At 70.5% G+C, this 25,048-nt stretch carries 27 protein-coding genes and 1 pseudogene; 18 read left to right on the plus strand and 10 right to left on the minus strand.

Features of this window, described 5'->3' with window-relative positions; all coding sequences use genetic code 11:
• Positions 1-87 precede the first annotated feature (87 nt).
• The 8 genes and pseudogenes from ABH920_RS24030 to ABH920_RS24065 all read left to right on the plus strand — a co-directional run bounded on the left by ABH920_RS24030 (position 88) and on the right by ABH920_RS24065 (position 4,684).
• A complete protein-coding gene (locus ABH920_RS24030) occupies positions 88-603 on the plus strand; it encodes a hypothetical protein (protein ID WP_370351355.1) in 516 nt (171 codons plus the stop codon).
• A gap of 120 nt (positions 604-723) precedes the next feature.
• On the plus strand, positions 724-1,092 hold the full coding sequence (locus ABH920_RS24035; protein WP_370351356.1) for a hypothetical protein: 369 nt from the start codon (positions 724-726) through the stop codon (positions 1,090-1,092).
• Between the two features lie 46 nt (positions 1,093-1,138).
• Positions 1,139-1,531 (plus strand): hypothetical protein, encoded by a 393-nt coding sequence (locus ABH920_RS24040; protein ID WP_370351357.1) that lies wholly within the window; start codon positions 1,139-1,141, stop codon positions 1,529-1,531.
• Between the two features lie 117 nt (positions 1,532-1,648).
• Positions 1,649-2,005 (plus strand): hypothetical protein, encoded by a 357-nt coding sequence (locus ABH920_RS24045; RefSeq protein WP_370351358.1) that lies wholly within the window; start codon positions 1,649-1,651, stop codon positions 2,003-2,005.
• 80 nt (positions 2,006-2,085) lie between these two features.
• The gene (locus ABH920_RS24050) at positions 2,086-2,652 is read left to right on the plus strand and encodes a hypothetical protein (protein ID WP_370351359.1); all 567 of its coding nucleotides are present in this window, start codon (positions 2,086-2,088) and stop codon (positions 2,650-2,652) included.
• A complete protein-coding gene (locus ABH920_RS24055; protein ID WP_370351360.1) occupies positions 2,649-3,629 on the plus strand; it encodes a barstar family protein in 981 nt (326 codons plus the stop codon). Before ABH920_RS24050 ends, ABH920_RS24055 begins: the two co-directional genes overlap by 4 nt.
• Before the next feature lie 40 nt (positions 3,630-3,669).
• A pseudogene (locus ABH920_RS24060) lies at positions 3,670-4,053 on the plus strand (GNAT family N-acetyltransferase); the annotation flags it as partial.
• A gap of 19 nt (positions 4,054-4,072) precedes the next feature.
• The gene (locus ABH920_RS24065) at positions 4,073-4,684 is read left to right on the plus strand and encodes a hypothetical protein (protein WP_370351361.1); all 612 of its coding nucleotides are present in this window, start codon (positions 4,073-4,075) and stop codon (positions 4,682-4,684) included.
• A gap of 154 nt (positions 4,685-4,838) precedes the next feature.
• Here the strand turns inward: ABH920_RS24065 and ABH920_RS24070 are convergent, their stop codons facing one another.
• Together ABH920_RS24070 and ABH920_RS24075 are read right to left on the minus strand one after the other, a co-directional pair.
• On the minus strand, positions 4,839-5,414 hold the full coding sequence (locus ABH920_RS24070) for a hypothetical protein (protein WP_370351362.1): 576 nt from the start codon (positions 5,412-5,414) through the stop codon (positions 4,839-4,841).
• Positions 5,415-5,710: 296 nt separating this feature from the next.
• Positions 5,711-6,028: a hypothetical protein gene (locus ABH920_RS24075; protein WP_370351363.1), complete on the minus strand. Its 318-nt coding sequence runs from the start codon at positions 6,026-6,028 to the stop codon at positions 5,711-5,713.
• A 711-nt stretch (positions 6,029-6,739) separates the two neighbouring features.
• On the opposite strand from ABH920_RS24075, the gene ABH920_RS24080 reads away from it, so the two are divergent.
• The gene (locus tag ABH920_RS24080) at positions 6,740-7,753 is read left to right on the plus strand and encodes a hypothetical protein (protein ID WP_370351364.1); all 1,014 of its coding nucleotides are present in this window, start codon (positions 6,740-6,742) and stop codon (positions 7,751-7,753) included.
• 152 nt (positions 7,754-7,905) lie between these two features.
• On the opposite strand, the gene ABH920_RS24085 is transcribed toward ABH920_RS24080, so the two are convergent.
• Complete coding sequence (locus tag ABH920_RS24085) at positions 7,906-9,621, minus strand: ricin-type beta-trefoil lectin domain protein (protein WP_370351365.1); 1,716 nt, start codon at positions 9,619-9,621, stop codon at positions 7,906-7,908.
• Positions 9,622-9,825: 204 nt separating this feature from the next.
• Between ABH920_RS24085 and ABH920_RS24090 the strand changes: the two genes are divergently transcribed.
• From ABH920_RS24090 to ABH920_RS24100, 3 genes are all read left to right on the plus strand, one after another.
• A complete protein-coding gene (locus ABH920_RS24090) occupies positions 9,826-11,418 on the plus strand; it encodes a hypothetical protein (RefSeq protein WP_370351366.1) in 1,593 nt (530 codons plus the stop codon).
• Between the two features lie 180 nt (positions 11,419-11,598).
• Entirely contained in the window at positions 11,599-12,051 is a 453-nt protein-coding gene (locus ABH920_RS24095; protein ID WP_194920479.1) for a carboxymuconolactone decarboxylase family protein, read from the plus strand.
• A 148-nt stretch (positions 12,052-12,199) separates the two neighbouring features.
• Positions 12,200-12,607, plus strand: coding sequence for a VOC family protein (locus ABH920_RS24100; protein WP_370351367.1), 408 nt, complete (start codon positions 12,200-12,202; stop codon positions 12,605-12,607).
• Between the two features lie 19 nt (positions 12,608-12,626).
• On the opposite strand, the gene ABH920_RS24105 is transcribed toward ABH920_RS24100, so the two are convergent.
• From ABH920_RS24105 to ABH920_RS24115, 3 genes are all read right to left on the minus strand, one after another.
• A complete protein-coding gene (locus tag ABH920_RS24105) occupies positions 12,627-13,190 on the minus strand; it encodes a permease (protein WP_370351368.1) in 564 nt (187 codons plus the stop codon).
• A 200-nt stretch (positions 13,191-13,390) separates the two neighbouring features.
• Positions 13,391-14,563 (minus strand): tryptophan--tRNA ligase, encoded by a 1,173-nt coding sequence (gene trpS, locus ABH920_RS24110; protein WP_370351369.1) that lies wholly within the window; start codon positions 14,561-14,563, stop codon positions 13,391-13,393.
• Between the two features lie 217 nt (positions 14,564-14,780).
• Positions 14,781-15,284, minus strand: a complete 504-nt coding sequence (locus ABH920_RS24115; protein WP_370351370.1) for a GNAT family N-acetyltransferase — start codon at positions 15,282-15,284, stop codon at positions 14,781-14,783.
• A 301-nt stretch (positions 15,285-15,585) separates the two neighbouring features.
• Between ABH920_RS24115 and ABH920_RS24120 the strand changes: the two genes are divergently transcribed.
• Positions 15,586-17,217 carry a putative bifunctional diguanylate cyclase/phosphodiesterase gene (locus tag ABH920_RS24120; protein ID WP_370351371.1) on the plus strand — a complete coding sequence of 544 codons (1,632 nt, stop codon included), beginning with the start codon at positions 15,586-15,588 and terminating at the stop codon, positions 17,215-17,217.
• Between the two features lie 230 nt (positions 17,218-17,447).
• On the opposite strand, the gene ABH920_RS24125 is transcribed toward ABH920_RS24120, so the two are convergent.
• Both ABH920_RS24125 and ABH920_RS24130 read right to left on the minus strand, forming a co-directional pair.
• A complete protein-coding gene (locus ABH920_RS24125; protein ID WP_370351372.1) occupies positions 17,448-17,651 on the minus strand; it encodes a DUF6186 family protein in 204 nt (67 codons plus the stop codon).
• Positions 17,648-18,121 (minus strand): hypothetical protein, encoded by a 474-nt coding sequence (locus ABH920_RS24130; protein ID WP_370351373.1) that lies wholly within the window; start codon positions 18,119-18,121, stop codon positions 17,648-17,650. The genes ABH920_RS24125 and ABH920_RS24130 overlap by 4 nt, the downstream gene beginning before the upstream one ends.
• Before the next feature lie 243 nt (positions 18,122-18,364).
• On the opposite strand from ABH920_RS24130, the gene ABH920_RS24135 reads away from it, so the two are divergent.
• The 4 genes from ABH920_RS24135 to ABH920_RS24150 all read left to right on the plus strand — a co-directional run bounded on the left by ABH920_RS24135 (position 18,365) and on the right by ABH920_RS24150 (position 21,733).
• Positions 18,365-19,114 carry an NRDE family protein gene (locus ABH920_RS24135; protein ID WP_370351374.1) on the plus strand — a complete coding sequence of 250 codons (750 nt, stop codon included), beginning with the start codon at positions 18,365-18,367 and terminating at the stop codon, positions 19,112-19,114.
• A 112-nt stretch (positions 19,115-19,226) separates the two neighbouring features.
• Positions 19,227-20,426, plus strand: coding sequence for a CaiB/BaiF CoA transferase family protein (locus ABH920_RS24140; protein ID WP_370351375.1), 1,200 nt, complete (start codon positions 19,227-19,229; stop codon positions 20,424-20,426).
• 97 nt (positions 20,427-20,523) lie between these two features.
• Positions 20,524-21,150, plus strand: coding sequence for an AAA family ATPase (locus tag ABH920_RS24145; protein ID WP_370351376.1), 627 nt, complete (start codon positions 20,524-20,526; stop codon positions 21,148-21,150).
• A 166-nt stretch (positions 21,151-21,316) separates the two neighbouring features.
• On the plus strand, positions 21,317-21,733 hold the full coding sequence (locus tag ABH920_RS24150) for a peptidoglycan-binding protein (RefSeq protein ID WP_370351377.1): 417 nt from the start codon (positions 21,317-21,319) through the stop codon (positions 21,731-21,733).
• Positions 21,734-22,116: 383 nt separating this feature from the next.
• Here ABH920_RS24150 and ABH920_RS24155 read toward each other — a convergent pair whose 3' ends face one another.
• Positions 22,117-23,445, minus strand: a complete 1,329-nt coding sequence (locus tag ABH920_RS24155; RefSeq protein ID WP_370351378.1) for a M1 family metallopeptidase — start codon at positions 23,443-23,445, stop codon at positions 22,117-22,119.
• Here ABH920_RS24155 and ABH920_RS24160 point away from each other — a divergent pair.
• Complete coding sequence (locus ABH920_RS24160; RefSeq protein ID WP_370351379.1) at positions 23,432-23,848, plus strand: hypothetical protein; 417 nt, start codon at positions 23,432-23,434, stop codon at positions 23,846-23,848. The two genes, ABH920_RS24155 and ABH920_RS24160, sit on opposite strands and share 14 nt — an antisense overlap.
• Here the strand turns inward: ABH920_RS24160 and ABH920_RS24165 are convergent.
• Positions 23,827-24,642: a polysaccharide deacetylase family protein gene (locus tag ABH920_RS24165; RefSeq protein ID WP_370351380.1), complete on the minus strand. Its 816-nt coding sequence runs from the start codon at positions 24,640-24,642 to the stop codon at positions 23,827-23,829. The two genes, ABH920_RS24160 and ABH920_RS24165, sit on opposite strands and share 22 nt — an antisense overlap.
• Positions 24,643-25,048 lie beyond the last annotated feature (406 nt).

Raw genomic sequence — 25,048 nt, forward strand, 5'->3', positions numbered from 1 at the left:
ACAGAAATGCCACCTGCCACGGTTACGCGGGCTTCTTTCACCGTAGATTCGAACAAGGAAGTCACGGTTCGGAACAGGACCAGGGCGTTGGGAGCGATTGCTCTTGGTTCGGTGGGCGCCGGCTCGCTTCTGATCGCCGCTTTCGTCGGGGTCGCCAAGGGGAACACCATCGGCGTCTTCTTGGTGCCGGCGATCGGCGGGTTCCTCTTTTACCTCTGCTGGGTCATCGGATGGCGGTCGACGATCCGGCTGCGGCCTGAGGGGATCGTCGTCGAAAACTGCGTCATCCGGTACATGGTGCCGTGGCGTCTGGGGCGGCAGTTCGTTGTGTCTCAGGGCATCAAGCTGCGGCTGCTCGACGGGCGGATGATCTCCACGTGGGCTTTCCAGGGCTCCCTGGGGGCTCAGCTCAATGGCTACTCCGCATTCCCGCCGATCCGGGACCGCCTCCAAGAGGAGAGCGACAAGATTGTCCTTTCCTCGCCGGTCGGTGACCCGTCAGCCGAGTACCACTGGCGACTTCAACTGCCCGACTGGTGGATCCTGTTTGCCGTGATCGGCGCGGGCGAGGCCCTCGCGGCCCTGGCGTACTTCCTCAGCTGAGCATTTCACCGTGTCCAACACGACGAGCCCGATGGCAGGCATCGGGCTCGCGATGGGCCCGTCCACAATCCTGAAAGACCCGATGTACGGATGAGCACCTCCATATCCAGCTGGTGGTATGTGGCCGTCGCGATCCTGTCCGCGGCAGGCTTCTACGTCCGGTTCGGCCGGCTCGTGGCCACTGCCGGCCAGCGACGGTCCATCGCCATCGGCGTAGGCGTCGGCTTCCTGGTCACCGCCGGCCAGGCCGCGATCAAGCACCAGAGCGCACCGATCTTGTTGATGCTCTTCACCGACGTCATGCTCGGGGTGCTGGCGTTGTCCGTGGGCCTCGGTGACCACATCAGCCGCTCGGCTGTGTCGCAAATCCAGGGCGAGGAGGCCCCGCAGCTCACGGGCAGCCTGCGAGGCCGTGCGCTGTTTCAGTTCGCTGTCGTTGTCGGAGCGTTGGTCGCGGTGCAGTTCGTCTTCCTCGTCCACTCCAGCTGACGGCACGGTGCCCAGACTGATGAGCAGCGTCGTAAGAGAGACAGAAATGCCAGCTACCACCATCACGCGGGCCTCGTTCACCCTGGGGTCGAACGAGGAGGTCGTGGTCCGGAACAGGACAAGGGCGATTGGATTGATCGCCTTTAGTGCCGTGACCGCCGGTGCGATTCTGATCGGCGCCATTGTCGCGATCGCCAAAGGGAATAGCTCGGCTGCTTTCGTGGGGACGCCGATCGAGGGAGTCGTCTTCTATGTCTGCTGGGTCATCGGATGGCGGTCGACGATTCGGCTGCGGCCTGAGGGGATCGTCGTCGAAAACTGCGTCATCCGGTACATGGTGCCGTGGCGTCTGGGGCGGCAGTTCGTTGTGTCGCAGGGCATCAAGCTGCGGCTGCTCGACGGGCGGATGATAGCCACGCTGGCGGCTGCAGCTACCTGACCTGTGGATCCTGTTGGCTGTCATCGGGGCGGGCGCGTGCTTGGAGACCCTGGCTTATCTCGTCAGCCGAATATGAAGCGGACCGCGGCACGCAGAATCAGACGGGACTTTTTGGCAGTGGATCCGGATCCGGATTATGAAGCGCGGCAGCGATGGGCCCAGCTTCCCAAGGAGGTCCGAAAGGAGGTCATCAAGCGTGCTCGCAAGAACGAGCCGATTCCAGATCCCCGGCTGGCAAAGATCGCGCTGGGGTGGGCCTGGGCGATCCAAGGGCCGCCTGGTGCGCGGAAACAAGTCGGCGCATTCACACTGATCGTTGATTTGATCGGAAACCTGATGCTGCCCGAGGGGAAGGGCACCTTCAAGCGCGTGGATATCTTCGACGGCGCGCGCCATCACGATTTGAACCTTGTCGTGAGGCGCACTGCTCGCCAGGTGGAGCGTGCGAACTATTCAGGACCACCACCCGCCTGAGACGGCCGTCTGCTTCCCAGCCGCGGTGATGCGCTCGAAACCAGTTCGCCGTCGCCTCTCACCGCTGCCACCATAGGGCGGTGAACGCCCCGCCGCCGCTGACCGCCGAGCGCTATGAGCGACTGGTCGCCGGCCTCCGGGGACGAGCGATTGTCGCCGTCGACTACTGCGTGCTGATGGGTGGCGAAGAGGGAACCGATCCCGACGAGTGGGACAGCGGCGCCTGGCACGAGCCCACGATGGGCGTCGAGCTGGCCATGGACGACGGCAACATCTACACGGCGACCTGGGGCCACACGTTCGACTACTACGGGCTTGAGCTCTACCCGGCTCCGATGAGCGACTTCCTGTCCTCGATCGGCCAGCCGGGCGGGTCGGCGCGCATCACAGCTTCGGGCCATCGGCTGTGGGCCGGGATCGTCGGCACCCCCATCGAGTCGTGCCGGATTCACTGGTGCGGCGAAGAGGACGGCGCTCCGACGCCGGTGCCAGACGCCATTCACGTACAGACGGCCACGGGTCAGGTCTGGATCGCGGCCGGCCGTCCGGCCGCCTACCCGCCCGACGGCCGGTTCCACCTGGGGACCGACGACGTGCTTGTCGTCTTCGACGATGCGACCGCGGCTCAGGTGGGGCTCGGGACTTGATCGCGAGGTTCGATCCGCAGTGGACGGTCTGGGAGCGGGATCTTCCGCTGCGGTACCTCGTCGCCTGGGAGAATGAGGACGGCGAGCCGGAGCTGTGGGCGAAGGCGGTGGGCGTCGAAGGGCTGTTCGCCGATCCGGTTCCGCTGCGCCGTGAGGTGCTGACGCTGCGGGGCTGCGAGCCGACTGACGCGCTGGACATCGCCGCGGCGGATGCCGCGCATGAAGCGTTCGGGCTGTTCAGCGAATGGGGCCGTCCGCTTGGCCGGTGCCGGCGCGTCGACGGGTTGTACCGCGCGCGGCCGGGACCCGCGAAGACGCCGGTGACGTTGGTCGGCTGCGAACCCGCAGGGCTCTTGCGCACCTTGCGCAGACCGCGGTCGTGGGACACGGCTGTCGCCGAGCTGCTGGTACTCGACCGGGCCGGTCGCGCCATGACGCGGCGCCGCGTCAGTCTTGCGATCGACCGGGTCCGGCCCTCAGTGCTAAAGGCAGCGCTCGTCGACGTCACCTTCGCGGACTGCTTCGATCCACCGCCAACCGCCGCCCGCTCGGTCTGGCAGGCCTGGTATGAGGGCGTTCCCGTCGAGCCGAACCAGTGGGCCCGATTCTCGACGCCGGGTCGCGACGAGTGGCTCGATCTGACCTTCCCCGCCCGGACGAAGGCGCAGACTGACACCACCGGCGGCACCTACCACCTGGACGGTCGCTTCGTCACCGACATGCCCGGCCTGCACTGCGCCATGGCCGAAGCGCTGGTCGGGCCCGGCGGCTACTTCGGCCGCGAGTGGATGGCGTTCAAGGACTGCCTCGCGGGCAGCTTCGGCGTCGCGCCGCCGTTCACCCTTGTCTGGCAGGACGCCGACGTCGCCCGACACGCCCTGGCCGATGCGTACGGCGACCCCGGCGAGCGCCACAACTACTTCGACGAGATCGTCGCACTGCTGCGTGGCTACGGCGCCACGGTCGTCTTGCAGTAATGCCGTTCGTATGAGCCTCCGGCCTTGATAGGAAGGCGGCATGGACTTCGAGCGCCTCGATGCGCAGTCGGCTGCCGATCACGACCTGGAGGAGGTCGCCGAGCTGCTCGGGGCGATCGATCTCTTCGACCGGCCCGACGGGCCGCATTTGAGCCGGCTGCTCCTTGCCGAACTCCGCGATCCTGTCGCGGAGCCGGAGGTCGTGCGGCGGCTGTGGCTGGCGCGGGAGGCCGGGGAGCTGGTCGCTGCCGCTTGGCTGCACATGCCGCGGGACAAGGAGCAGCTGGTCGTGGTTCAGGTACGAGTTCGGCCGGATCTGCGCCGGCGCGGGATGGGGCGCCGCTTCGCTGATGCTCTGATACCCGAGTCGCGGACTATCGGCCGATCGCAGGTGCTAGGGACGGTGCCGTCCGACAAGCGGCTTCGAGGCGTGGTGCGTCGCTATGGGGATGAAGCCCGTCACACGCTTCGTCAACCAGCGGCTGCGGCTTGCCGAGACGGAAGCCGGCGGCTGGGACGTGCCGGATCCCCTGGGCTACCGCATGGTGACCTGGATCGGAGCCGCACCGGAGGAGATCCTGGCGTCCTACGCGATGGCCCGCCGCGCGATCAACGACCAGGTGATGGGCGGGCTGGATACCCGTGAACCGGACTGGACCCCCAAACTCGTCCGCGCCATGGAGGCGGAGGCCGCCGAGTCCGGCACCGAGATCTGGGCCGTCGCCGCCATCCACGACGACAGCGGCGAGGTGGCGGGCATGACAGATCTCTACATTTCCAGCGCGCAGCCAGAGCTCGGACTCCAGCGCTACACCGCCGTGGTGCGCCGCCATCGAGGCCACGGCCTGGGCCTGGCGATGAAGGCGGCGCAACTGCGACGACTGGCCGCCGAACGCCCCGGCCTCCTCCAGGTGACGACCCAGACCGGCGACCTGGAGCACATGGCCGCGATCAGCCGCGAGCTCGGCTTCCAAGACCTGGGGACCAGCGTTCACCTGGTGGTCGAGCTTGCGGAGCTGGCATCGGATCGGTTGGGCGGGCCGCCGGCGCCGTAGCCCATATCTGTTGATCATCCATTGGTCGCGCTGTGCCACGAGGCACAGCAGCGTCCAACGACAGCACGCGCCTTAAGGCTGACACCCGGGACGGGGTTGCTCCACGCCGGGTAACGCGGCGAATTCAACTGTGGCAGGTTGGAGGGTCAACACTTCAGGCCATGGACTCGCCGTAGATGCGCCGCTCCTCGGAGGGCATCGAGTCCCATTCGGTGTTCGCACCGTCACGTGTCACCATGAACAACGGGCGCGATCGGAGGACCTGCCCGACACGCTGTCCGCGCAGGACGACCCCGGGATCGTCCGGTCCCGCATAGCCCTCGGGCGTGTAGCAAAAGTGCACGTCGTTTGTCTCGGCGTACGCGATCTCGGCTCTCTCCAAGTCCATCAGGTCTCTTCCGACCAGAGGGATTCCGTTGTGGGTGACCTGGGGACCGTGCACGGCGTCGGCAGCGATGCAGAACAGTCCTGCAGCTTGGCTTATATACGCCGTGACGGCAGGCGGGGACTGCTTGGCCGCGGGATGCGAGACTTCGACCTTCCGAGTCGGCGAGAAGATTGTGTGATCCCGTGGACAATCACTGACCTTTGTGTGGCCGAGCATCGCAGCGGCCTCGACCACTTCGTCGACGGTCATACCGAACCGCAGCGGCCCGACTGCGATAGCTGGCGAATAGGACCACTCGTCCCGTTCGCCAACGCCGAACTCGGCTTCGGCGTTGAACGTCATGATCGCTCCTTGGAGACGCTGAGAACTTGCCGCCATCATGCCAATCGCCGACCAGCGGCTTGCGAGCTGCAGGCCTGCGAGCCGGAAGTCGAGGCGCCAGCCCAAGTCTCCGCCCCGAACGCCGACGGGTCGTCGACGACCAGCCATCCCGGGGAAGTTCGACTGACCCTTCTAGACCGGGAAGTCACGTTCGGTGCGACATCCGTACAGCAATGGCCAGCTTCGGTGAGAACCCTCTTTGCGCACGGAGGCGTCCTGGCCAATTGGCCGCCCCAGCAAGATCTCTTCGTATGGGTTCAGCCGTTGCGGCCGCGCCGCAGAGCTTGAACGCCGGGCGAGGTGAGTTCAAGGGCGCGGTTGTCCTTGCCGGCCGCCATGTGATCGAGCCAGCGCTCATACCAGGCGAGGAAGTCGGTCGCTGAGGAGACGTTCGGGCCCCAGAAGCCGTCGCTGTTGCCGGTGAGGACGCGTCCTGTCAGCGGCCCTGAGATTCCGAGAAGGACCACGTCGGAGCACCCTGCCTCGATGATGTCGAGGAACAGGTCAGCGTTGGGGTGTAGGGGGTCGGCTTCGGTGAATCCCCGCGGTGCGTCCGGCTCTCCCAACAGGTTCATCGTGTAGAAGGTGCAGCGCTCCAGGGGCAGCAGGCGGTAGAAGGGTGCCGCAACCTATCGCTGGCCTGCGTCGCCGGGCGACTGCCTTTCAGCGCGAAAGCAGCCAACTCGGCCGGACAAGCCGTCTCCCGCGACCAAACTCCGCCGAGACGGGACAGCGTCCAACGACAGCACCCGCATTAAAGCTGACACCCGAGACGGGGTCTCTCCACGCTGCGAGTCCGCATAACGTGCATTATGCGGAGGCTATTTCCTTGCATTGCATTACAGGGTTGCCTTGCATTGCATGTATCGCAACGCAATGAAACTGTATTGCGCACAGTGTCGCGGAGTGGCGGGGTGGGAGTGGGGTGGGAGGTCCGGGAAGATGGAGGTGTGAGCGATGAGTTGAGTGCCGGGGCGCGGCCGTTGTGCAAGTTCGAGCGGTTGGGGCGGTGTTCGCGGCCTGTGAAGGAGACGTTGCCGGGGAGTCGGGGGCGGCGGCACGAGTACTGCGATGACCCTGGGCACAATGCTGTGACGTTCAATCGGGCGCGGAAGGCTGCGGCTCGGGCGGAGGCTGCTGCGGCTTCGGGGGCGGTCGGCGGCGGTGTTGGCGGGGTCAGGGCCGGTGGTGTTGGGGGTGGCGGCTCGGTGGTTGGGGGCGTTGGCCTTGGTGGCGGTGCCGGTGCGTTCGGTGGCGCCGGGGCCGGGGGTGCGCAGGGCGGGGGGATGCCGGTGACGGCGGCGCGCGCCGGGTTCGAGGCGTCCGGGGTGTCGGTGGCGGCGACGTTGCGGCAGTTGGGGGCGCAGGTCGATCTGTGGTTGGAGCGGGCTGAGGCGATCACCGATCCGGAGAATGTTGAGCGGCAGGTGCGCTCGGTGGAGCTTGATGCTGCGGCGCGGGTGACGGCGGCGGAGCAGGTGGCTGCGGCTGAGGCTGCGCGGCGGGCGGAGGCGGAAGTCGCGGGGCAGGCCGCCGGTGCGCGCGCGGAGCAGGCTGGGGCTGATGCCGAGGTGGCGCGGGAGGCTCTGGACGCTGCGGTGGTCGCGCATGCTGAGCAGGAGCGGGCCCTGCGTGATGAGGCCGGGCAGGAGCTCGCGCGGGTCCGGGAACAGGGTGAGGCTGCGGTCGTGGCGATGCGAGAGCAGGCGCGGCGGGAGGTGGAGGCGGCACGGCGCGACGCCGCCGAAGCCGCTGAGCTTGCCGATCGGACCCGTGCGGAGGCGGCGTTGCAGTTGCAGGCGGCGCGTGAGCAGGCCGATTTGATGAGGCAGGCCGCTGACGCGCAGATCGCCGCGGCGGAAGGCAAGGCTGCGGCCTCGGCTGCGGAGGCGCAGGCGGTGGCGCAGCGGGCGGCGGCGGAGTTGGAGGCGCTGCGGGCCGGGCTGAGCGCGCAGGTGCAGGCGGCCAAGGCCGATGCGGAGTCCGCGCACGCCGGGCGGGTCGCCGAGGGCGAGCGTGCCGATCGGGAGGCCGCGGCCCGGCAGGCTGAGGCCGAGCGGGCGGCGCGCGCCGAGGCCGCGGTGGAGGCGGCTGCTGTGCAGGTGGAGCAGGTGACGGCCCGTTGGCAGCAGGACGCGGCGGCGCTGGCGACGGAGCGGGAGGCGCGGCGGGAGGCGGAGTTGGCGGCCGCGTCGCTGCGTGGGGAGTTGGCGGCGGCTGCTCGGGAGCGGCACGGTGCTGCGGGGACGCGGGTGCCGGGTGGGCGCAGGGAAGAGGCGGATGTCTCAGAGAAGAGCTGATCGCTAGCTGGTAAGGCTGGTAGGTAGCGCTGGTAAAGCTGATGGCGCTGCAATGGATTGCGGTCTGGGGTGGGATATAGGAGCGCGCTGAAGGGCGCGGCGGGGAAAGGTCCCCCGCCGCGCCCTCGTGCGTCAAGCCGGGCCGGCGCGCGTCAGCTGGGCAAAGCCCAGGTCTGGTTGGCCTGGTGGCTGCCGCACGTCCAGGTGTCCAACTTCGTGCCGTCCGCGCTGCCGCCACCGTAGACGTCCAGGCACAGGCCCGAGGCGTTGTTGGTGACCGTCCCGTCGGCCTGCGCCGTCCACTGCTGCGACGTGCTGCCGTTGCAGGTGGAGATCACCGCCGCGCTGCCGGCGGTGGTGCCGTTGGCGGTCAGGCACTTGCCGAGCGTCCGCACGCTCCCGTCCCCCAGCCGCGTCCAGGACTGGTTGGCGTTGCCTGTGCACGTGTACAGGATCGTCGGTGTGCCGTCGGCGGTGTTGCTGCCGGTCAGGTCCACGCACTTGGCGCCGTTGCCGGCGATCTCGCCGGTCGGAACCGCCGCGGCGCAGGAAGCCGAGGGCGTCAGGCGCCAGATGGCGGTGCCGTGGGCGGGGATCGTCGCCGTCAGGGTGCTGCCGGTGGTGGTGGCGCCGGTCCACAGGTTCTTCGCGGAGGCGGTGCAGCCGGGCAGGCCGACGGAGGCCAGCGTCGTCGACACCGTCTGCGCCGACGAGCCGCGGTTCAGGACGGCGACCGCCCGGTCCCCGTTGGCCAGCGGCTTGGCCAGGACGTCGGTGCTCCCGTTGGTCGACACCACGCCTGCCTGGTGGCCCGCCGGGTCCTGGTCCAGGGCGATCAGGTCGGTGTTGCCGAGGGCGGCCAGGCCGTCGGTGCTGAGGTGGGCGACGTCGGAGGACAGGATCATGGGGGCGTTCATCATCGCCCACAGTGCGACCTGGCTGCGGGATTCGTCGGCGGTCAGGCCGGGGTCGCCGGCGATGAGGAAGTCGGGGTCGTTCCAGTTGCCGGGCTTGGCGTAGCGGGAGATCCAGCGGTTGTAGCCGTAGTTGGACAGGACCGAGGACCAGCGGCTCGCCGAGGGGTTGGAGCTGTTGTAGGTGGCGATGTCGTAGCCTTCGCGCCACAGCTGGCCGAGCTGGCCCACCCAGCCCAGGACGTCGAACCAGGTCGGGTTGCCCCACTCGCCGCTCTGGAAGTACGCGGGGGCGGACTCGGAGAACACGATGGGACGGCCGGCACTGGCCAGCGCGTTCGACTCGGCGGTGTACGCGTTGTGGTACGCCTGCTCGGTGCTTTCACCGCTCGGGATGTAGACGTTGCAGCCGTCGAGCTTCAGGTAGTCCACGCCCCAGGAGGCGAACGTCGCCGCGTCCTGCGCGAAGTGGTCGGCGCCGCCGCCCTGCGGCTGGCCGCTGCCGGGGTAGCCGCCGCAAGTGGAGGAGCCGGCGTCCTCGTAGATGCCGAAGTTCAGGCCCTTGCTGTGCAGGTAGCTGCCGAGCCAGGCCATGCCGTGCGGGAACTTGGTGGAGTCGGCGACGAGGTTGCCGGCCGAGTCACGGGACGAGGCCATCCAGCAGTCGTCGACGGTGACGGTCTTGTAGCCCTTCGCGGCCAGACCGCTGCTGACCAGGGCGTCGGCGTTGGCCACGACCACGGACTCGTCGACCGAGCACTGGTAGTGGGCCCAGTCGTTCCAGCCCATCGGGGGCGTGGCGGCCAGGGTGGCGGACGTGGCGGAGGTAGTGCCGGTGGTGCTCGCCGTGCGTGGCGTCGCGTGAGCGGTGCCGGATGTCAGGGGCAGTACTGCCAGGGCGCAGGACAGGGCGGCTGTTGCGATACGCCGTGGGACGGAACGGGGTGACGACATGGTGCCTCCTTGCTGAATCTTGAAAGATCTGCGGGGCGCACGCCGTGCATAAATACACTGCGGATGCTCGAAACTGTCAAGGTTTCGTGACTTCCGAGCAGATCCTGCCATCGGCATCCAGCTGTTGATTCGAGGTCGTGGCGCCGCCCCGCACGGCACTAGGGTTGGGCACCGACGTATCGGACGAGCAGGGGAGTGGAGCAGGTGTCGTCGACGTCGGCGGTGGCGGTGCTGGCGCAGGGACTGCGGGAGCTACGCGACTTCGCGGAGGGGCCCGACGGTGAGGAGCTGCGGGAACGCACGGGACTCACGACCACACAGATCGAGGCGGCGCTCGGCGGCGAACGGCTGCCGACGCGCGAGGTGACGCTGGCGCTGGTCGAGGCGTGGGAGGGGGATGTCGAGGCCTGGCGGGAGTACTGGGGGCAGATCTCGGAGCTCGCGCAGGAGGACGAGGGCCGGAACACCGGTGGAGCGGCGACGCCTACGCCGCCGGAGCCTTCGATCATCACGCCGAGGGAAGACGACCCGGCAGCGGATTCGGAGGCGGACCCGGACGGGGGCGACGAGGGTAAGGCTGAGCGGAAGGCCGCCGGTTCTGAGGCTGAGGTAGAAGTAGAAGCAGAGGCCGGCGATGAGGTAGACGCCCAGGCGGAGGCGGCGCGCGCCAGGTCGGCGGCTCGGGCGCAGCTTGAGGCGAACGCTCAGGCGGCGAAGGCGCATTCGGAGGCGATGGCCGCGGCGGCCGAGGCATCGGTGCGCGGCGAGAACGCGGACATCGCGCAGGCAGCACATGCTGACGCATCGGCCGCGGCGGAGACGGAGACGGCGCCTGCGGACGAGAAGGCATCGGCCCAGTCAGAGTCGGACCAGCAGGCGCCAGCGCAGCCGAAGCCAGATGACGATGCTGAGGCGCGCGCCGATGGCGTGGACCCGATGGAGTCCAAGGCCGCGGCGGGCGGCCGCGACGCTGCGGCTTCGGCCGAGTCGAAGGCTGCGGCGGAGCCTGTTCAGGGCGCCGGCGAGGCCTCGGCGCGCGCCACGTCGGGTCGTACCACGACCGTGCTCCAGCCGACCGCCGTGGTCCCCGGCAGCGGCAGCCCCCGCCCGCCGACGAAGAAGAGCCCGCTGGCGCGCATAGGCATCCCGATCCTGCTGTTCGCGATAGGCGTGGGCGTGGGCGCGTTCGGCGACCATGCCCTGAACTCCAAGCAGGACTCGAAGAACACCTCCGCCTCCGTCCTGCCGCTGTCGGGGACGTCGAAGCCGTCGCGGCCCACCGGGTCGGCGTCGTTGAGCGCGCCGACGACGCCCTCCATCCCCAGCTATACGGCGAGTGGTTCCAGCAGCAATCCCACGGCGTCCGCGACGCCGACGAACGGCTCCAGCTCGGCCACGTCGACCGTCGTGCCGGGCACCGTTGTGGGGACGTACGTCGGGATCCAGTTGGCGTCCGGCTACAGCGTCAACTTCCTGTCGGATCCGTACCATCCGGCCGCGGGGACGGCCAACGGTCCGGACACGATGGGCTTCTTCGCCGGCAGCTTCGTCGACGGCCGGTTCTACGCCGACCGCGTGGCGGTGCTGGACCAGACCGACACCGGCTCGTTCACCTCGTGCCTGAACGACACCCGCTACCAGCACGACGTGCTGCTCTCGCAGCTGTCGACGAGCAGCAGCTTCTGCATCACGACCGGCACCGGGCACCTGGTGCTGGTGACGGTGCGCCGGTTGCCCTCCAGCACGGACGCCAATCCGTACGCGGTGCTGGACGTGACCGTCTGGCAGGAGAACTAGCGACCCACCCCCGCCGCCTGAGCGGCGGAAACAGCCCACAGCGCCGGATGTGACCCAGGTCACATCCGGCGCTGTCACATTCCCCGGTGCCCGGGAGTCAGAGATGCGTAGGACCAAGGCGGCCGACAAGGGCCAACCATAGTGAAGCAGCATCTTTCGACTCATACAGGAGTAACCGAAGTGGAAGCTCGTATCCAGAACCCCGCCGTGATCCTCGACGCCAGCGGCGCAGTCCAGCAGCTCTACAAGGCCGTGAACAGCGGCGGCGTGGAGCCGGCGATCCTGGAGCTGGTGCACCTGCGGGCCAGCCAGATCAACGGCTGCGCGCCGTGCGTGTACTCCGGGATGGGCAACATGCGGCGCATGAAGGAGTCCGAGGAGCGCATCGGCCTGGTGGCGGCGTGGCACGACGCGCCGTTCTACACCGACGAGGAGAAGGCGGCGCTGGCGCTCGCCGAGGCGGCGACGCGGCTGGCCGACAACCCCGAGGGCGTCAGCGACGCGGTGTGGGAGGGCGCGGCGCAGTTCTTCGACGAGAAGCAGCTGGCCGCGATCGTGATGATGGTCGCGCTGACGAACCTGTTCAACCGGCTCAACCACGTCACGCGGCAGGTCGCCGGGCAGGCCTGGTAGCCGCGGTAGGCCCGCTGAGCCTGGTCAGGGCTCTGACGGAGCGGCGCGCCGGGCCCCGTGTGATCCAAGCGCACGGGGCCCGGCGCGTTCGTTCGTCCGGTGCGGTAGCGTGCGGCGTCGACTCATACCTTGCCTCCAGGAGCGTCGCATGCCCGAGTTGTCCGGCTGGTCGCACGTGTCGTTCTCGGTCCGGGACCGGGACGCCAGCGTCGCCTTCTACACCGACGTGCTGGGCTTCAAGACCCTGGCCGTCACCGACCGGACCGACTGGCGGCAGACGATCATGCTGCACTCGAACGGGATGTGCGTGGCGTTCCAGCAGCACACCGGCAACTCCGGCGAGGCGTTCGACTACACCGCCACCGGCCTGGACCACTTCGGGTTCGGGGTGGGGACGCCGCAGGAGCTGCAGGAGTGGATCGCGCGGTTCGACGAGCTGGGAGTGGCGCACTCGCCGGTGCGGGACACCGACCTCGGGCAGTTCGTGTCCTTCGAGGACCCCGACGGGATCCAGCTGGAGCTGTTCTACAGCCCGTTCGCCGCCAAGCAGGCGTAACCAGGGGCAGCGCCAGACCTCAGACGTCGGCAGGCTGCGGCGCGGGCGTCTTCGGCTTCTTCGGCACCTTGGGCGGACGCCCCTTGCGCCGGAAGGCGATCACCAGCGCCACGAAGATCAGCGCCGCGATCAGCGCGCCCACGGCGGTGGCGCCGCGGAACCCCGGCGCCTGCACGTCCATGGTGCGCTGGCCGGCGTGCGAGCCGCCGCCGGTGCCGACCGCCACGCCGAGCGTCATCAGGTTCGGCGCGGCCAGGATCACCGCCAGCACCAGCCACATCACCCGGGTCTTCCAGCGCATCGACCGGCGCATCGTGAACCACAGCAGGCCCAGCGGCAGGACCGTGAACACGATGCCGAAGCAGATGCCCAGCAGCACCCCGGTGGAGAACGCGCCGTTCGACGCGCCGCCGATCCGGTGCGACCACCAGCGCGGGATGTACGCCGCGGCCGCGAAGTAGCCGCCGACCAGGGCCACGAGCACCAGCACGATCGCGATCACGCGCCGTTTGACGTCGCGGCGGCCGCCCTCGGCGACAGGGGTGCCGGCCTGGGTGCCCTCGGATGCGTGGCGTGCCCTCATGAGTCCGATGCTGACACCGGGGACGGCGGGGCGCCTGCCGAGTAGGCCGGTCGTGGCCGCGGTGGCGGGCCGAGGACCGGCGCGCGCCACCACGAACGGAACACGCGTTCGATTGCGATGGCGCGCGCCGCCGGAACAGCGGTCGGAGCAGCCGTCGGAACGGCCGTCAGCACGCGGTCAAGCAGGCAGTCAGCCCGCAGTCAGTACGCCATCCCCATCGCCTCCCGCACCTGCGTCAACGTCGCCTCGGCCTCGACGGTCGCCCGCTCGGCCCCGCGCCGCAGGATCGCCGACAGGTACCCGTGCTCGCCCGCCAGCTGTTCGCGCCGGGCCCGGATCGGCCGCAGGTGCTCGTTCACCGCCTCGGTCGCGACGCGCTTGAGCGCCGAGGCGCCGCCGGAGCCGATCTGCTCGGCCACCGCCTGCGGCTCCTCGCCGCGGCACAGAGCGGTGATCAGCAGCAGGTTCGACACCTCGGGGCGGCCCGCGGGGTCGAAGGTGATCAGCCGGTCGGCGTCGGTCTTGAAGCCCTTGATGATGGCGGCGGTCTCGTCGGCGGTGGCCTGCAGCGGGATGGTGTTGCCGTGGCTCTTGCTCATCTTGTGCCCGTCGCTGCCCAGCACGGAGGGGGCGTCGGAGATCAGGGCCCTGGGTTCGGTGAACACCGGGGTGTAGCGGGTGTTGAAGCGGCGCGCGACGGTGCGGGTCACCTCCAGGTGTGGCAGCTGGTCCTTGCCGACCGGGACCAGGTCGGCGCGGCAGAACAGGATGTCGGCGGCCTGGTGCACCGGGTAGGTGAGCATCAGCGCGGACAGCGCGGGGCGGCCGGAGGCGGCGGCCTCGGCCTTGGTGGTGGGGTTGCGCTCCAGTTCCGGCACGGAGATCAGGGACATCAGCGGCAGCAGCAGCTGGTTCAGGGCCGGGACGGCGGAGTGCGCGAACACGGTGCTGCGGGCCGGGTCCAGGCCGACGGCCAGGTAGTCGGCGACCAGGCCGAGGGCGAAGTCGGCGATCCGGGCCGAGGCGTCGCGGTCGGTGATCACCTGGTAGTCGGCGACCAGGACGAACAGCTCGGCGCCGGCGTCCTGCAGCCGGACCCGGTTGCGCAGCGAGCCCAGGTAGTGGCCCAGGTGCAGCGGGCCGGTGGGGCGGTCGCCGGTCAGGACCCTGATCTGCCGGGCGTCGCCGACCAGGTGCGCGGCCAGCTGGGCCTCGGTCAGGTACGCCGCGGGATCGGCCTGCGTGCCGTACGCGCCGTTTGTGTCGGCGGCGTTTCGGTCCCCTGACGCGGAAGGTGTGTCGTCGCTGTCACCAGAGGGAAAAACACGCGGCTGGTCGGAGGGATTGGTGGGTACGTCAAATGTGATGGTCATCGTCGTTCTCCTCGCGGGAATCTCACAGGGTCGGGGGTCCGCCGTCGTCGGCGTCCGGACCGCCCGGCCCCGTGTGCGGGGCGAGAACAACGAAGGCCGTCCGGATCGTCGGACGGCCTGTCGGCGTGGGTGGCTGGGGAACCGTCCTAGGACGGACGCCAGCTGGCACACGGGAAGCTCTTCACGGGGTCAGGATATCAGGGCAGGCATGCCGGACTCAATCAAGCACCAGCCGGAACGTCAGCAGGCCCTTGCCGGGGGCGTACTCCCAGTCGCGTTCGGGGGTGCGCTGGAAACCCAGGCGCGCGTAGAGGCGCTGCGCGGCGGTCATCTCCGGCTTGGTCGACAGCACCAGCGCCGACCGTCCGGCCTCGCGGGTGCGGCGCACGCAGTCCTGGACCAGGGCCTGTCCGACGCCCTGGCCGCGGGCGAAGCCGGCGGTGGCGAGCATCCGGATCTCCGCCTCGTCGCCGGCGGCGATGTCGGCGAACTCGCTGCCGGCGACGGTGTACACCGCGGCGCCGAGGATGCGGCCGGAGGCGTCCACGGCTATCAGCTGCCAGGCGCCGGGTGCGGCGTGCCGGGCGGCGGCGTCGGCCAGCCGCGGCAGGTAGGTCGGCTCGGCCAGGGATTCGTCGCGGTAGACGGCGGCGGTCAGCTCCCCGGTGGCGGCCAACTCGGCCGGAAGGGCTTCGCGAATGGTGATCTGCGTGATCTGCACAGCGTTTGATTCTGCCCGAGGCCCGCCGCCGGTGGCCCGGCACGTGCCCGGTGCGGATTCGGCGCGGACGGGGCGGCGGTGTGGCGCCGCCGGGGCGCGCCGATGGCGCGGTGCGGGCGTGAAGTGTGCGGTGGGAGTGTGACAGTACGGCCACGATCAGGTGATCCGGGAGTGTGTGCGCCGTCACAGCGCCCCCGGATGGTCCTATGATCGCGCTCGGTAGTCGTTCGGAAGCCGTGCAGGCGGCGGCGGTGCGGATCAGGCCAACCAGACGTCCTGGTCCGCGATGGAGGTGGTCGCGGTGTCCGGTCAGAATTCGTCCACGGCGCACGCCGAGACGGCCGCGTCCCGGTCGTCGGCGTCGGCGCCGTGGTCCGACGAGCTCACGGGGCTGCCGAACCGGGCGATGCTGGGCCGGTGGCTGGAGGCCCGCACCGGCCCGCGGGCGCGCCCGGGGCAGCGGATCGGTTTGTGCAGCCTGGACCTGGACGGGTTCCGGCAGATCAACGCGCTGCTCGGGTTCGGCGCCGGGGACCGGTTCCTGGCGGCGGTGGCGGCCCGGCTGCGGGCGGTGCTGGAGCCCGGCGGGCATCTGCTGGCGCGCACCGGCGGGGACGAGTTCGCGGTGCTCGTGGACTACAAGGACTTCCAGGATCACCAGGACCCCGCGGATCTCCAGGACTTCCAGGACCACGGCGACGGGCCGGTCCCCGGATCCGGTCCCGGGGCCTCGTCGGGCGTGCCGGGTGTGCCGGGTGCGGAGTCGTCCGTGCTGCCGCCCGGCGCCGAGGGCCCGGCGCGACGCGGCCCCTCGTCCTCGGGACCCTCGGGGCCGTCGGGACTCTCGGCGCGGCCGATGGTCGACCGGGTCGCCGAGCGGGTGCTGGCGGCGCTGCGGGACCCGCTGCGGGTCGAGGGCCGGGACCTGACGGTCACCGCGTCGATCGGCGCGGTCGAGGCGCTGGCCGCGGCCTCGGCGCCGGAGGACCTGCTGCGCGCGGCCGACCTGGCGCTGTACTGGGCCAAGGGCGAGGGCCGGGACCGCTGGACCCTGTTCGACGCCGAGCGCGCCGGGGCCGACGTGGCCCGGTACCGGCTGGCCGCGGACCTGCCGGCGGCCGTGGAGTCCGGGCAGTTCTACTGCGAGTACCAGCCGATCGTGTCCCTCGCCGACGGCGCCGTCACCGGCGTGGAGGCGCTGGTGCGCTGGCGGCACCCGCGGTTCGGGATCGTGCCGCCGGACCGGTTCATCTCGCTGGCCGAGGACTCCGGGCTGATCGTGGAGCTGGGCCGGCGGATCCTGGCCGAGGCCTGCCAGGCGGCGGCGACGTGGCCGGACACCCCGGGACAGCCGGCGCCGCCGGTGTCGGTGAACGTCGCGGTGCGGCAATGCCGCGACCCGCGGCTGATGGGACACGTGCTGTCCGCGCTGGCCGACTCCGGGCTCGCACCGCAGCGGCTGCGGCTGGAGATCACCGAGTCGGCGCTGCTGCCCGGCGACGACGCCGCGCAGGCGACGCTGCGGGCCCTGGCCGACCGGGGCGTGGCGATCGCGGTCGACGACTTCGGGACCGGCTACTCGAACCTGTCGCATCTGCGGCGGCTGCCGGTGCACATCCTGAAGATCGACGGGACGTTCGTCGCCGGGCTGACGTCGGCGAACGGCGTGGGCAACGGCGCCGGCGCGGCCGCGGGGGCGGCGGCCGGAGCCACCGGGCCCTGCGGCGCCGACGAACAGATCATCGCCACGGTCACCGCGCTCGGACACGCGCTCGGGCTGACGGTGACCGCCGAAGGCGTGGAGACCGCCGGGCAGCTGGAGGCGGTGCGGCGGCTCGGCGTCGACACCGGACAGGGCTGGCTGTTCTCCCGGGCGCTGCCCGCCGCCGGGATCAGGGACCTGTTGGCCCGCGGCGCACCGCTGGCGGCCTGAGGAGCGGACTTCGGGCTGGCACGCGGCGGAACTGGAGAGGACTTCCTTGCACCCCGAAGGCTGATCCTTCCGGTACCCACTGGCACCAGGGGCCCTCGGCGCGGTCTGATGTGTGTGCCGGCTCACCGAGCCGGACCGTGTTGGACAAGCTCCCCCAGCGACACCGACACTCGGGCGGGCCGCGACCTTCGGACCAGGGTCACGGCCCGTCCGGCTTTTCTCCTCCGGGTTCAGGAGCGGGACAGGAAGTGGAACCCCAGCCACCACCACACCAGCAGCATCCCCACCCGGCCCCACCGCTCGTGCATCACGTGCTGCACCAGCTGCCCGAACGTCGGCACCCGGCTGCCGGGGCGGCGCGCGACGATCTCCACGGCCAGGGCGGCCAGGCCGATCAGGGCGTATCCGATGGCGGTGATCACGCGCGGGCTCATCGGCGCACCATCCACACCCCGGTCAGCAGCCACACGACGTACCCGGCGGCGCGCGCCGGCGGCGGGTCGATCAGCGGCCGCATGAGGATCGACAGGGTCGGGTGGGCGTGGGTGGAGCCGCGGGCGGCGGCGTACAGCTCCCAGACCCCGAAGGCGACGCCGACCGCGGCCCAGGCCATGGTGGTGCGGCGGGTGAGGGGCGCGGGGGGCGGGAAGTGCGCGGTGGTGGGGCGCAGCGCGTACCAGACCATGGCGGCGCCGGGGAGCAGGGTGGCGATCTCGGCGGGGACGGTGAGGCGGGCGAAGCTGCCGGCGATGAGGGAGTAGCCCAGGCCGACCGCGCCCCATGTGATCATCGTAGAAGTGGGGTGGGTGGCCTTCAGCGGGATCGGTGCCGTCCGGGCCCCTGCGGCAGCCGGTTCGGCGGCGGCCTCGGCCCGACGGCCCATGGGCACGGATTCCTGCGTCATCGCGGCTCCCGCTTCCTCTTTCACCCCGCTGGTCCGGCGCGTGTTCACCGGGCGTTCGCGGACGTTCTTGTGCAGCGCCGATACCCGCTCTGGCGTGCGGCTACACACCGTTCGGACGGTGGTGGCGGAGCGTGATCGACAGTGGTTGCACCTTGATCGCCGTGTCGGATACAGATCCATCATGCCCCCGCGTTAGACCGGGGTGGCGCAGGCTGCTGTGATGAAGGGGTGTGTACAGCGATCGTGAGTGTCGACCCCGCCTCGGAGTACCCGGTGCTGCTGGCCGGTGTGCGTGACGAGTTCCACGACCGGCCGTGGATCCCGCCGGGCCGGCACTGGCCGGAGCATCCGGAGCTGATCGGCGGCCAGGACCTGCTGGCGTCCGGGACGTGGCTGGCGGTGGACCCGGCCGTGCCGCGGGCGGCGTGCGTGCTGAACGGCCGCGGGCCGCTGGCGCCGGAGTCGGGCCGGCTCTCGCGCGGCGAGCTGCCGCTGCGCTTCGCCGCGACCGGGACCGTGGACGCACTGGAGTTCGCACGCTACGACCCGTTCCACCTGATCTGCGCGACGCTGGAGGCGGTGTTCCTGCTGAGCTGGAACGGCGAGGAGCACCAGCGGCAGGAGCTGGGTGCGGGGCTGCACGTGGTGGTGAACAGCGGGCTGGAGGGTTCGGACCCGACGGAGGGCCCGGGTACCGAGGCGATGCAGGCGCGGCTGGACTTCTTCCGGCCCCGGCTGCTGGCCGCGCCGCGTCCGGAGCCGGCGCCCAAGGTCCCGACCGAGCAGGCGTGGGGGCCGTGGCTGCCGCTGGTGGACGGCGACGGGCTCGATCCGGCCGACGACCGGGCGCTGCTGGTGCGGCGGGAGTTCGGGGAGCGGACGTGGGGCACGACGTCGGTGACGCTGGTCGGGTTGCGGGCCGGCGGGGTCCGGTACGACTTCAGCGGGCAGCCGGGGGACGCTGCGGCTTGGGTGGGGGTCGTCGAGGACTGAGGCGGCGCGCGCCTGGCCGAGCCCGGTACGGCAACGTTTGCCGAAGGCTGTGAGCGGCGCGATAGCCGTGTCATATCGACGCGCGGTTCCGGGCGTGCCACGCTGATCGTTCATGACCGCCGCGCACCCTGACGCCGACCTGCCTGCCGACCTGCCTGCCGATCTTTCCGCCGACGACCCGTCCCGGACCGGGCCGCTGGCCGGGCTGCTGGTCGTCGACCTGACGCGGGTGCTGGCCGGACCGTTCGCCACGATGATCATGGCCGATCTCGGGGCCCGGGTGATCAAGGTGGAGCATCCGGCGACCGGGGACGACTCGCGGCGCTACGGGCCCTTCGCCGCCGACGGCCGCTCGATGTACTTCGCGCGTGTCAACCGCGGCAAGCAGTCGGTGGCCGTGGACCTGAAGAAGCATCCGGAGCAGGTGGCGGCGCTGGCCGAGCGGGCCGACGTGCTGGTGGAGAACTTCCGGCCCGGGGTGATGGACCGGCTCGGCCTGGGCGCCGCGGCGCTGCGGGAGCGCAATCCGCGGCTGGTGTACGCCTCGGTGTCCGGGTACGGCGCGACCGGGCCGCGCTCCGGGGAGCCCGCGTACGACGCCGTCATCCAGGCCCGCAGCGGCCTGATGTCGGTGACCGGGGAGCCGGACGGGCCGCCGGTGAAGTCCGGGGCGTCGGTGTCGGACCTGTCGGCCGGCGTCTACACGTTCGGGGCGGTGATGGCGGCGCTGGTGGGCCGCGGCATCCACGGCCGGGGCACGCACGTGGACATCGCCATGTTCGACGCGACGGTGTCGTTCCTGGAGGGCAACGCTCTGGCCTGGCTCGCCGACCGGACCGTGCCGCACCGCATCGGCTCGCACCATCCGAACATCGCGCCGTTCGGGGCGTTCGCCGCCGCCGACGGGCAGATCGTGGTGTGCGTCGGCAACGACGCGCTGTTCGTCGCGTTCGCCGCCGCGCTCGGCGCGCCGGAGCTGGCCCGGAATCCGCAGTTCGCGCAGAACGCGCAGCGTTCGGCGAACCGGCTGGTGCTGACCGCGGTCATCGAGGAACTGCTGGCCGCCGACACCTGCGCGAACTGGCTGGCGCGGCTGGAGGCGGCGAAGGTGCCGTGCGCGCCGGTGAACGACATCGGGCAGGCGATGACGGACGCGCAGACCGAGGCACGGCGGATGCGGATCACCGCCGGCGGGCTGGAGCTGCCGGGGCAGGTGGTGAAGATGGCCGGGTATCCGGATCCGGTGGTGCGGCCGGCGGCGCCGGAGCTGGACGAGCACGGGGACGCGATCCGGGCCGAGTTCGGGTTCTGAGGCGGGCTCGGGCCGGGGTTTGCTTCGAGACTTGCTTCGAGGTCTGCGGCCGGAAAACGCGTTGCGGCCGGGTTCGGGTCCCGGCACGATCTCGCGCGTGACTTCCGAGCAGAATCCTGAGCAGACACTGGACGCGCTGAGAGCCCCGGAAGCGCTGGGAGCGGTGGGAGCGCTGGACGCGCCGCGGACGACGCCGTGTCTGATCGTGAACGGCATGCCCGGCGCCGGCAAGTCCACGGTGACCAGGCTCGCCGGCGCGATGCTGCCGCGCGCGGCCCGCCTCGACGGCGACGTGGTGACCCGGCTGGTGGTCAGCGGCCGGGTGTGGGCGCTGGGCGAGCCGAAGGACGAGGCGGCGCGGCAGGTCGACCTGACCAACCGCAACCTGTGCGCGCTGGCCGCGAACTTCGCCGACGCCGGGTTCCTGCCGCTGATCGACTCGATCGTCCCCGACCGGCGGCAGCTGGACTTCTACCTGGAGCTGCTGGCGCCGCGGCCGGTGCTGTTCGTGGTGCTCGCGCCGGGGATCGCGGCGTGCAAGCACCGCAACGAGATCCGGGACCCGCAGGAGCAGTTCTTCTTCGACGGCTACGAGCACCTGGAGGCGACGATGCGGCGGGAGATGGGCGACGTCGGCTGGTGGTTCGACACCTCGGCGCTGAGCCCGCAGGAGACGGCGCGGCGGGTGCTGGCCGAGGCCGGCGAGCGCGCGCTGGTGACGTGAGCGGCCGGTAGGCGCGGGCTGCGGCTACGGCGGCGGCGGCGGCGACCTGGACGGCTTCCCGGCGCGGCCGGCTGATGCCACGCGAGTGCCACAGCCGTCGCACGGTTCTGCCACGCGCCTGCGGCATCGTCACGCGGGACAGCGTCCTCCCGAAGGGAACAGAACGATGGCATTTCGCTCCCTCACCCAGCCGCTCCGCCGCCGCGTCACCGCGGCCGTCGTCGGCGTCCTGGCCGTCGGCGGCGCCGCGATGGTCACCGCCGTGCCGGCGCACGCCGAGGACATCGGCGGCTTCTGCACGTACACGAACAGCCAGCCGCAGCTGTACGTCGGCAGCCAGGGCGACGCGGTGCGGCAGGCGCAGTGCGAGCTCAACTTCGCGTACGCCTACGGCCACTCCACCAACTACGGCAACGGGTCGTACAACGGCCTGACCGTGGACGGCGATTTCGGCCAGAACACCGAGGCCGCGGTGAAGAACTTCCAGATCCACTGCATGGGTGCCACCAACCCCAACGGCATCATCGGCCCGAACACCTGGAACGCGCTCAACAACCAGGTGCTCACCGGCTCGTTCTGCTGAACCCGATCTGCCGGTGGCGCCCCCGACTGGCGTTCAGGGGGCGCCACCGGCCGCCGACCGCTCGGTGTCGCCTAGGGGTTGAGGTGGCGCATGTCACCCAGGCCGACGATCCGGCGGTTGTGGTAAAAGTCGTCCTCGCGCAGGGTGGTGATGCTGCCCGACGGGGTGAGGAAGCCGACCGAGCCCAGCGCCTCTCCACGGCCGCGCCGGCCGGGATCTGGTTCCGCAGCGTTCGGGCGATCCGGACGGCTGCTGCCTGGCCGGCCGGGGTCAGCTGTGAGTCGTGCCAGCCGCCGACGACCTTCTCGATGTGGTGGGTGGCTTCCGGGTGGGCGATGACGTAGACGGCGCGCACTGGTGCTCTTCTCTCGACCCTCAGGTGCTCAGGTGCCCGCGGGGCCCGGCGGCTGGATCGTCGGCGTCGTTGGGGAGTCCAGCCAGGCGTTGATGTACGCCGAGAAGTCCCGGCCGGTCTGGGCGTTGACGAACGCCACGAACGCGGCGCGGTCCTGGTTCGTGCCGGCGTGCTGGTGCGCCCAAGCGTTCAGGAGCTGGTAGAACGCCGGGTCGCCGACGGCGTGGCGGATGCCGTTCAGCATCAGGGCCGGGCTGTAGTAGACGTTCGGTGAGGCGAAGTGCGTCGGCAGGGGGTGTCCGGGCGGCCCGTCGCGGCCGCGCAGGGACTGGTCCACCGGTGCCGCTGTGGCCTGTAGGACTGCGTCGACCGTGGTCTGCGGGCCGCCGGGCTTGGGGTGCGCGGCCTGCCACAGGAATTGCGCGTACATGGCGAAGCCCTCGTTCAGCCACAGCCCCGACCAGGTCGTCGGGGTCACGGCGTCGCCGAACCACTGGTGCGCGAACTCGTGGAGCAGGTCCGCCGGCGCCCCGCCCGGACCGAAGGTGATCATGGTCTGGGTTTCCATGCCGACATTGTCCGGGGGGAACAGCACCCCGGCGGTCGGGAACGGGTAGGGCCCGAACCGCTGCTCCAGAAACGAGATCATCGCCGGTATCTGCGCGGTCAGCTTGTGTACCGCGTCGGCGTCGGCCGGCAGGTACCAGAACGTCATGGGGATGCCGTGCGGGCCGGTCGCGGTGTCTTCCCGGTACCGGTCGACGGAGAACGCCACCAGATACGTCGCCACCGGGTTCGGCTGGTGCCAGCGGTAGACGCCGTGGCCGCCGGATTCGGTACGGCCGCCGAACGCGCCGCCGCTGACCCCGGCCCAGCCGTCCGGGACGGTGATCGTCACGTCGTACAGCGCCTTGTCCGACGGCTGGTCGTTGCACGGGTACCAGGTGAACGCCCCATAGGGCTCCTGCTGCGCCCACACCCCGCCGTCGGGGCCGACCTGCGCGCCGAGCCCGGATATGTCAGGGCGCGTCACCGGCGCCGGCACCAGATGCGGGGTGCCGTGGTAGGTGACGACCACGGTCACGGTGCTGTCGGCGGCGAGCTGCCGGCCGGCCGGGACGGTGAGATGGTCGCCGTCGTGCGTGTTGGCGACCGGCGCGCCGTCCACGCTCACATGGTCGGCGCTCATGTCGGCGGCCAAGTCGAGGATGAAGCGGTTAGTGGGCTGGGCGGCCCGCACTGTCAGCGTCGCGGTGCCGGTCAGCACGGTCGCGGTCGGGTCCCATTTCAGGTCCAGGCCGTAGTGCAGGACGTCGGTCGCGGGGTCGCCGTACTGCGGGTACATGTCGTCGGCCACCGGATGGGAACGGCCTGCTGACCACTGGCTGCCGGCAGCGGAGGCGCTCGCCGACCCCGACCCCGACGCCGACGTGGCCGGTGGCGTGGAGGTCGCGGCACGGGTTGTGCCGCTGGGCCCGGCGGTGGTGTGCGGGCTGGAACCGGTGCACCCCGCAGCAGACATCGCCAGCGCCGCGGACGCCGCCACCGCAGCTAGAAACGCACGTTTCCCCCGCACCATCCCCACCCCGGAACCCTCCCCGTCAACCAAGTACCGGCCCTACGATCTCAACCACCGCCCGGATCCGCCAGCCCGCCGCGGAACGCTGGCGCCGGAGAAGGTGCTGCCGTCGGTGCCGGGCGACGCGACGCCTAACCCAAGTTGGCCGGCCGGCGCGGCTTACGGCTGGACGAAGTGGTAGCCGGCTTCGAGCAGCTTCGGCAGGAACTGCTGCAGCGCGGCGACTGTCTGGGAGCGGTCCCCGCCGCCGTCGTGTTCCAGGATGATCGAGCCGGTCTTGGTGTGGCCCATGACGGTCTGCACGATGTGGTCGGTGCCGGGACGGGACCAGTCGCGGGGGTCCACGGACCAGTCCAGGGGCCGCAGACCCAGCTGCGTGCAGACCTGGAACACCGTCGGGGACCAGTTGCCGCCGGGTGCGCGGAACAGCACCGGCTGCTTCGCACCGCCTTTGGTGATCGCGTCGTTGGTCTTCTCGATCTCCGCGGTGACCTGTGCGGCGGTCATCTTCGACAGGTTCGGGTGGGTCCAGGTGTGGTTGGCGACCAAGTGCCCGGCGGCGCTGACTTCAGCGACCAGGGAGGCATGCTTGTCGGCGTTCTGGCCGATCATGCAGAACGTCGCGGGGATCTTGTACTGCGCCAGCAGCGCCAGCACCTGCGGGGTGTATTTGGAGCTGGGGCCGTCGTCGATGGTCAGGGCTATCGCCTTGTCACCCTCGTGCACGTAGAACTGCGGGGTGCCGGCCGGAGGGGGCGGGTCCTGTCCGGTCGCTCCGGCCGGCGGGATGTTGTCCGGTGGCGCGGAGGTGTTGGTGTGCGAGTCGCCCTGGGCGCTGGAGGGGTCGCCGCTGGGGTTCTGGCCGGGGAACGGCGCGCCGCCGGTGGGCTTCGAGCGGGGGTCGGGGGTGCCGGAGGAGGTCGCACCGACTGTAGCCGACTTGTCACTGTTCGAAGAGCAGGCACTCAGCAACATGATTCCGCCGGCGCTCAACATCAGCCGTCGGGATAGGCCGCGGTCGAGCCGAAGGTCGGTGCCGCGGAGGAGGTTTTGAGGATCAGGACCCGAAACGTTCACGCCCAGGGGACGCCTCAGCCCGCTGCGGGGTTGAGTTCTCTGAAGACTTTCTGAAGAAAATTATTCGTTTGTTGACGGCGCGCGCCGGATCCGTCGGGGTCGGGTGCGGCATATTTTGGTGCTGTCAACAGGGGGAAGGCCTCCCCTGGGCGGGGCCTGCCCCGGGGCGCGGGCAGGTAAGTGTCCAGGCGGGGATCTACGCCTGACCTACGTATGGCGCGGCTCACGCTTGTGGCTCGCGTATGGCTCGCGTGTGCGGCATGGCTCACGCGTTGCCAAGCTCGTGTCTAGCGCTGTGTCTCGG

The organism is Catenulispora sp. EB89 (assembly GCF_041261445.1).
GTDB lineage: Bacteria > Actinomycetota > Actinomycetes > Streptomycetales > Catenulisporaceae > Catenulispora.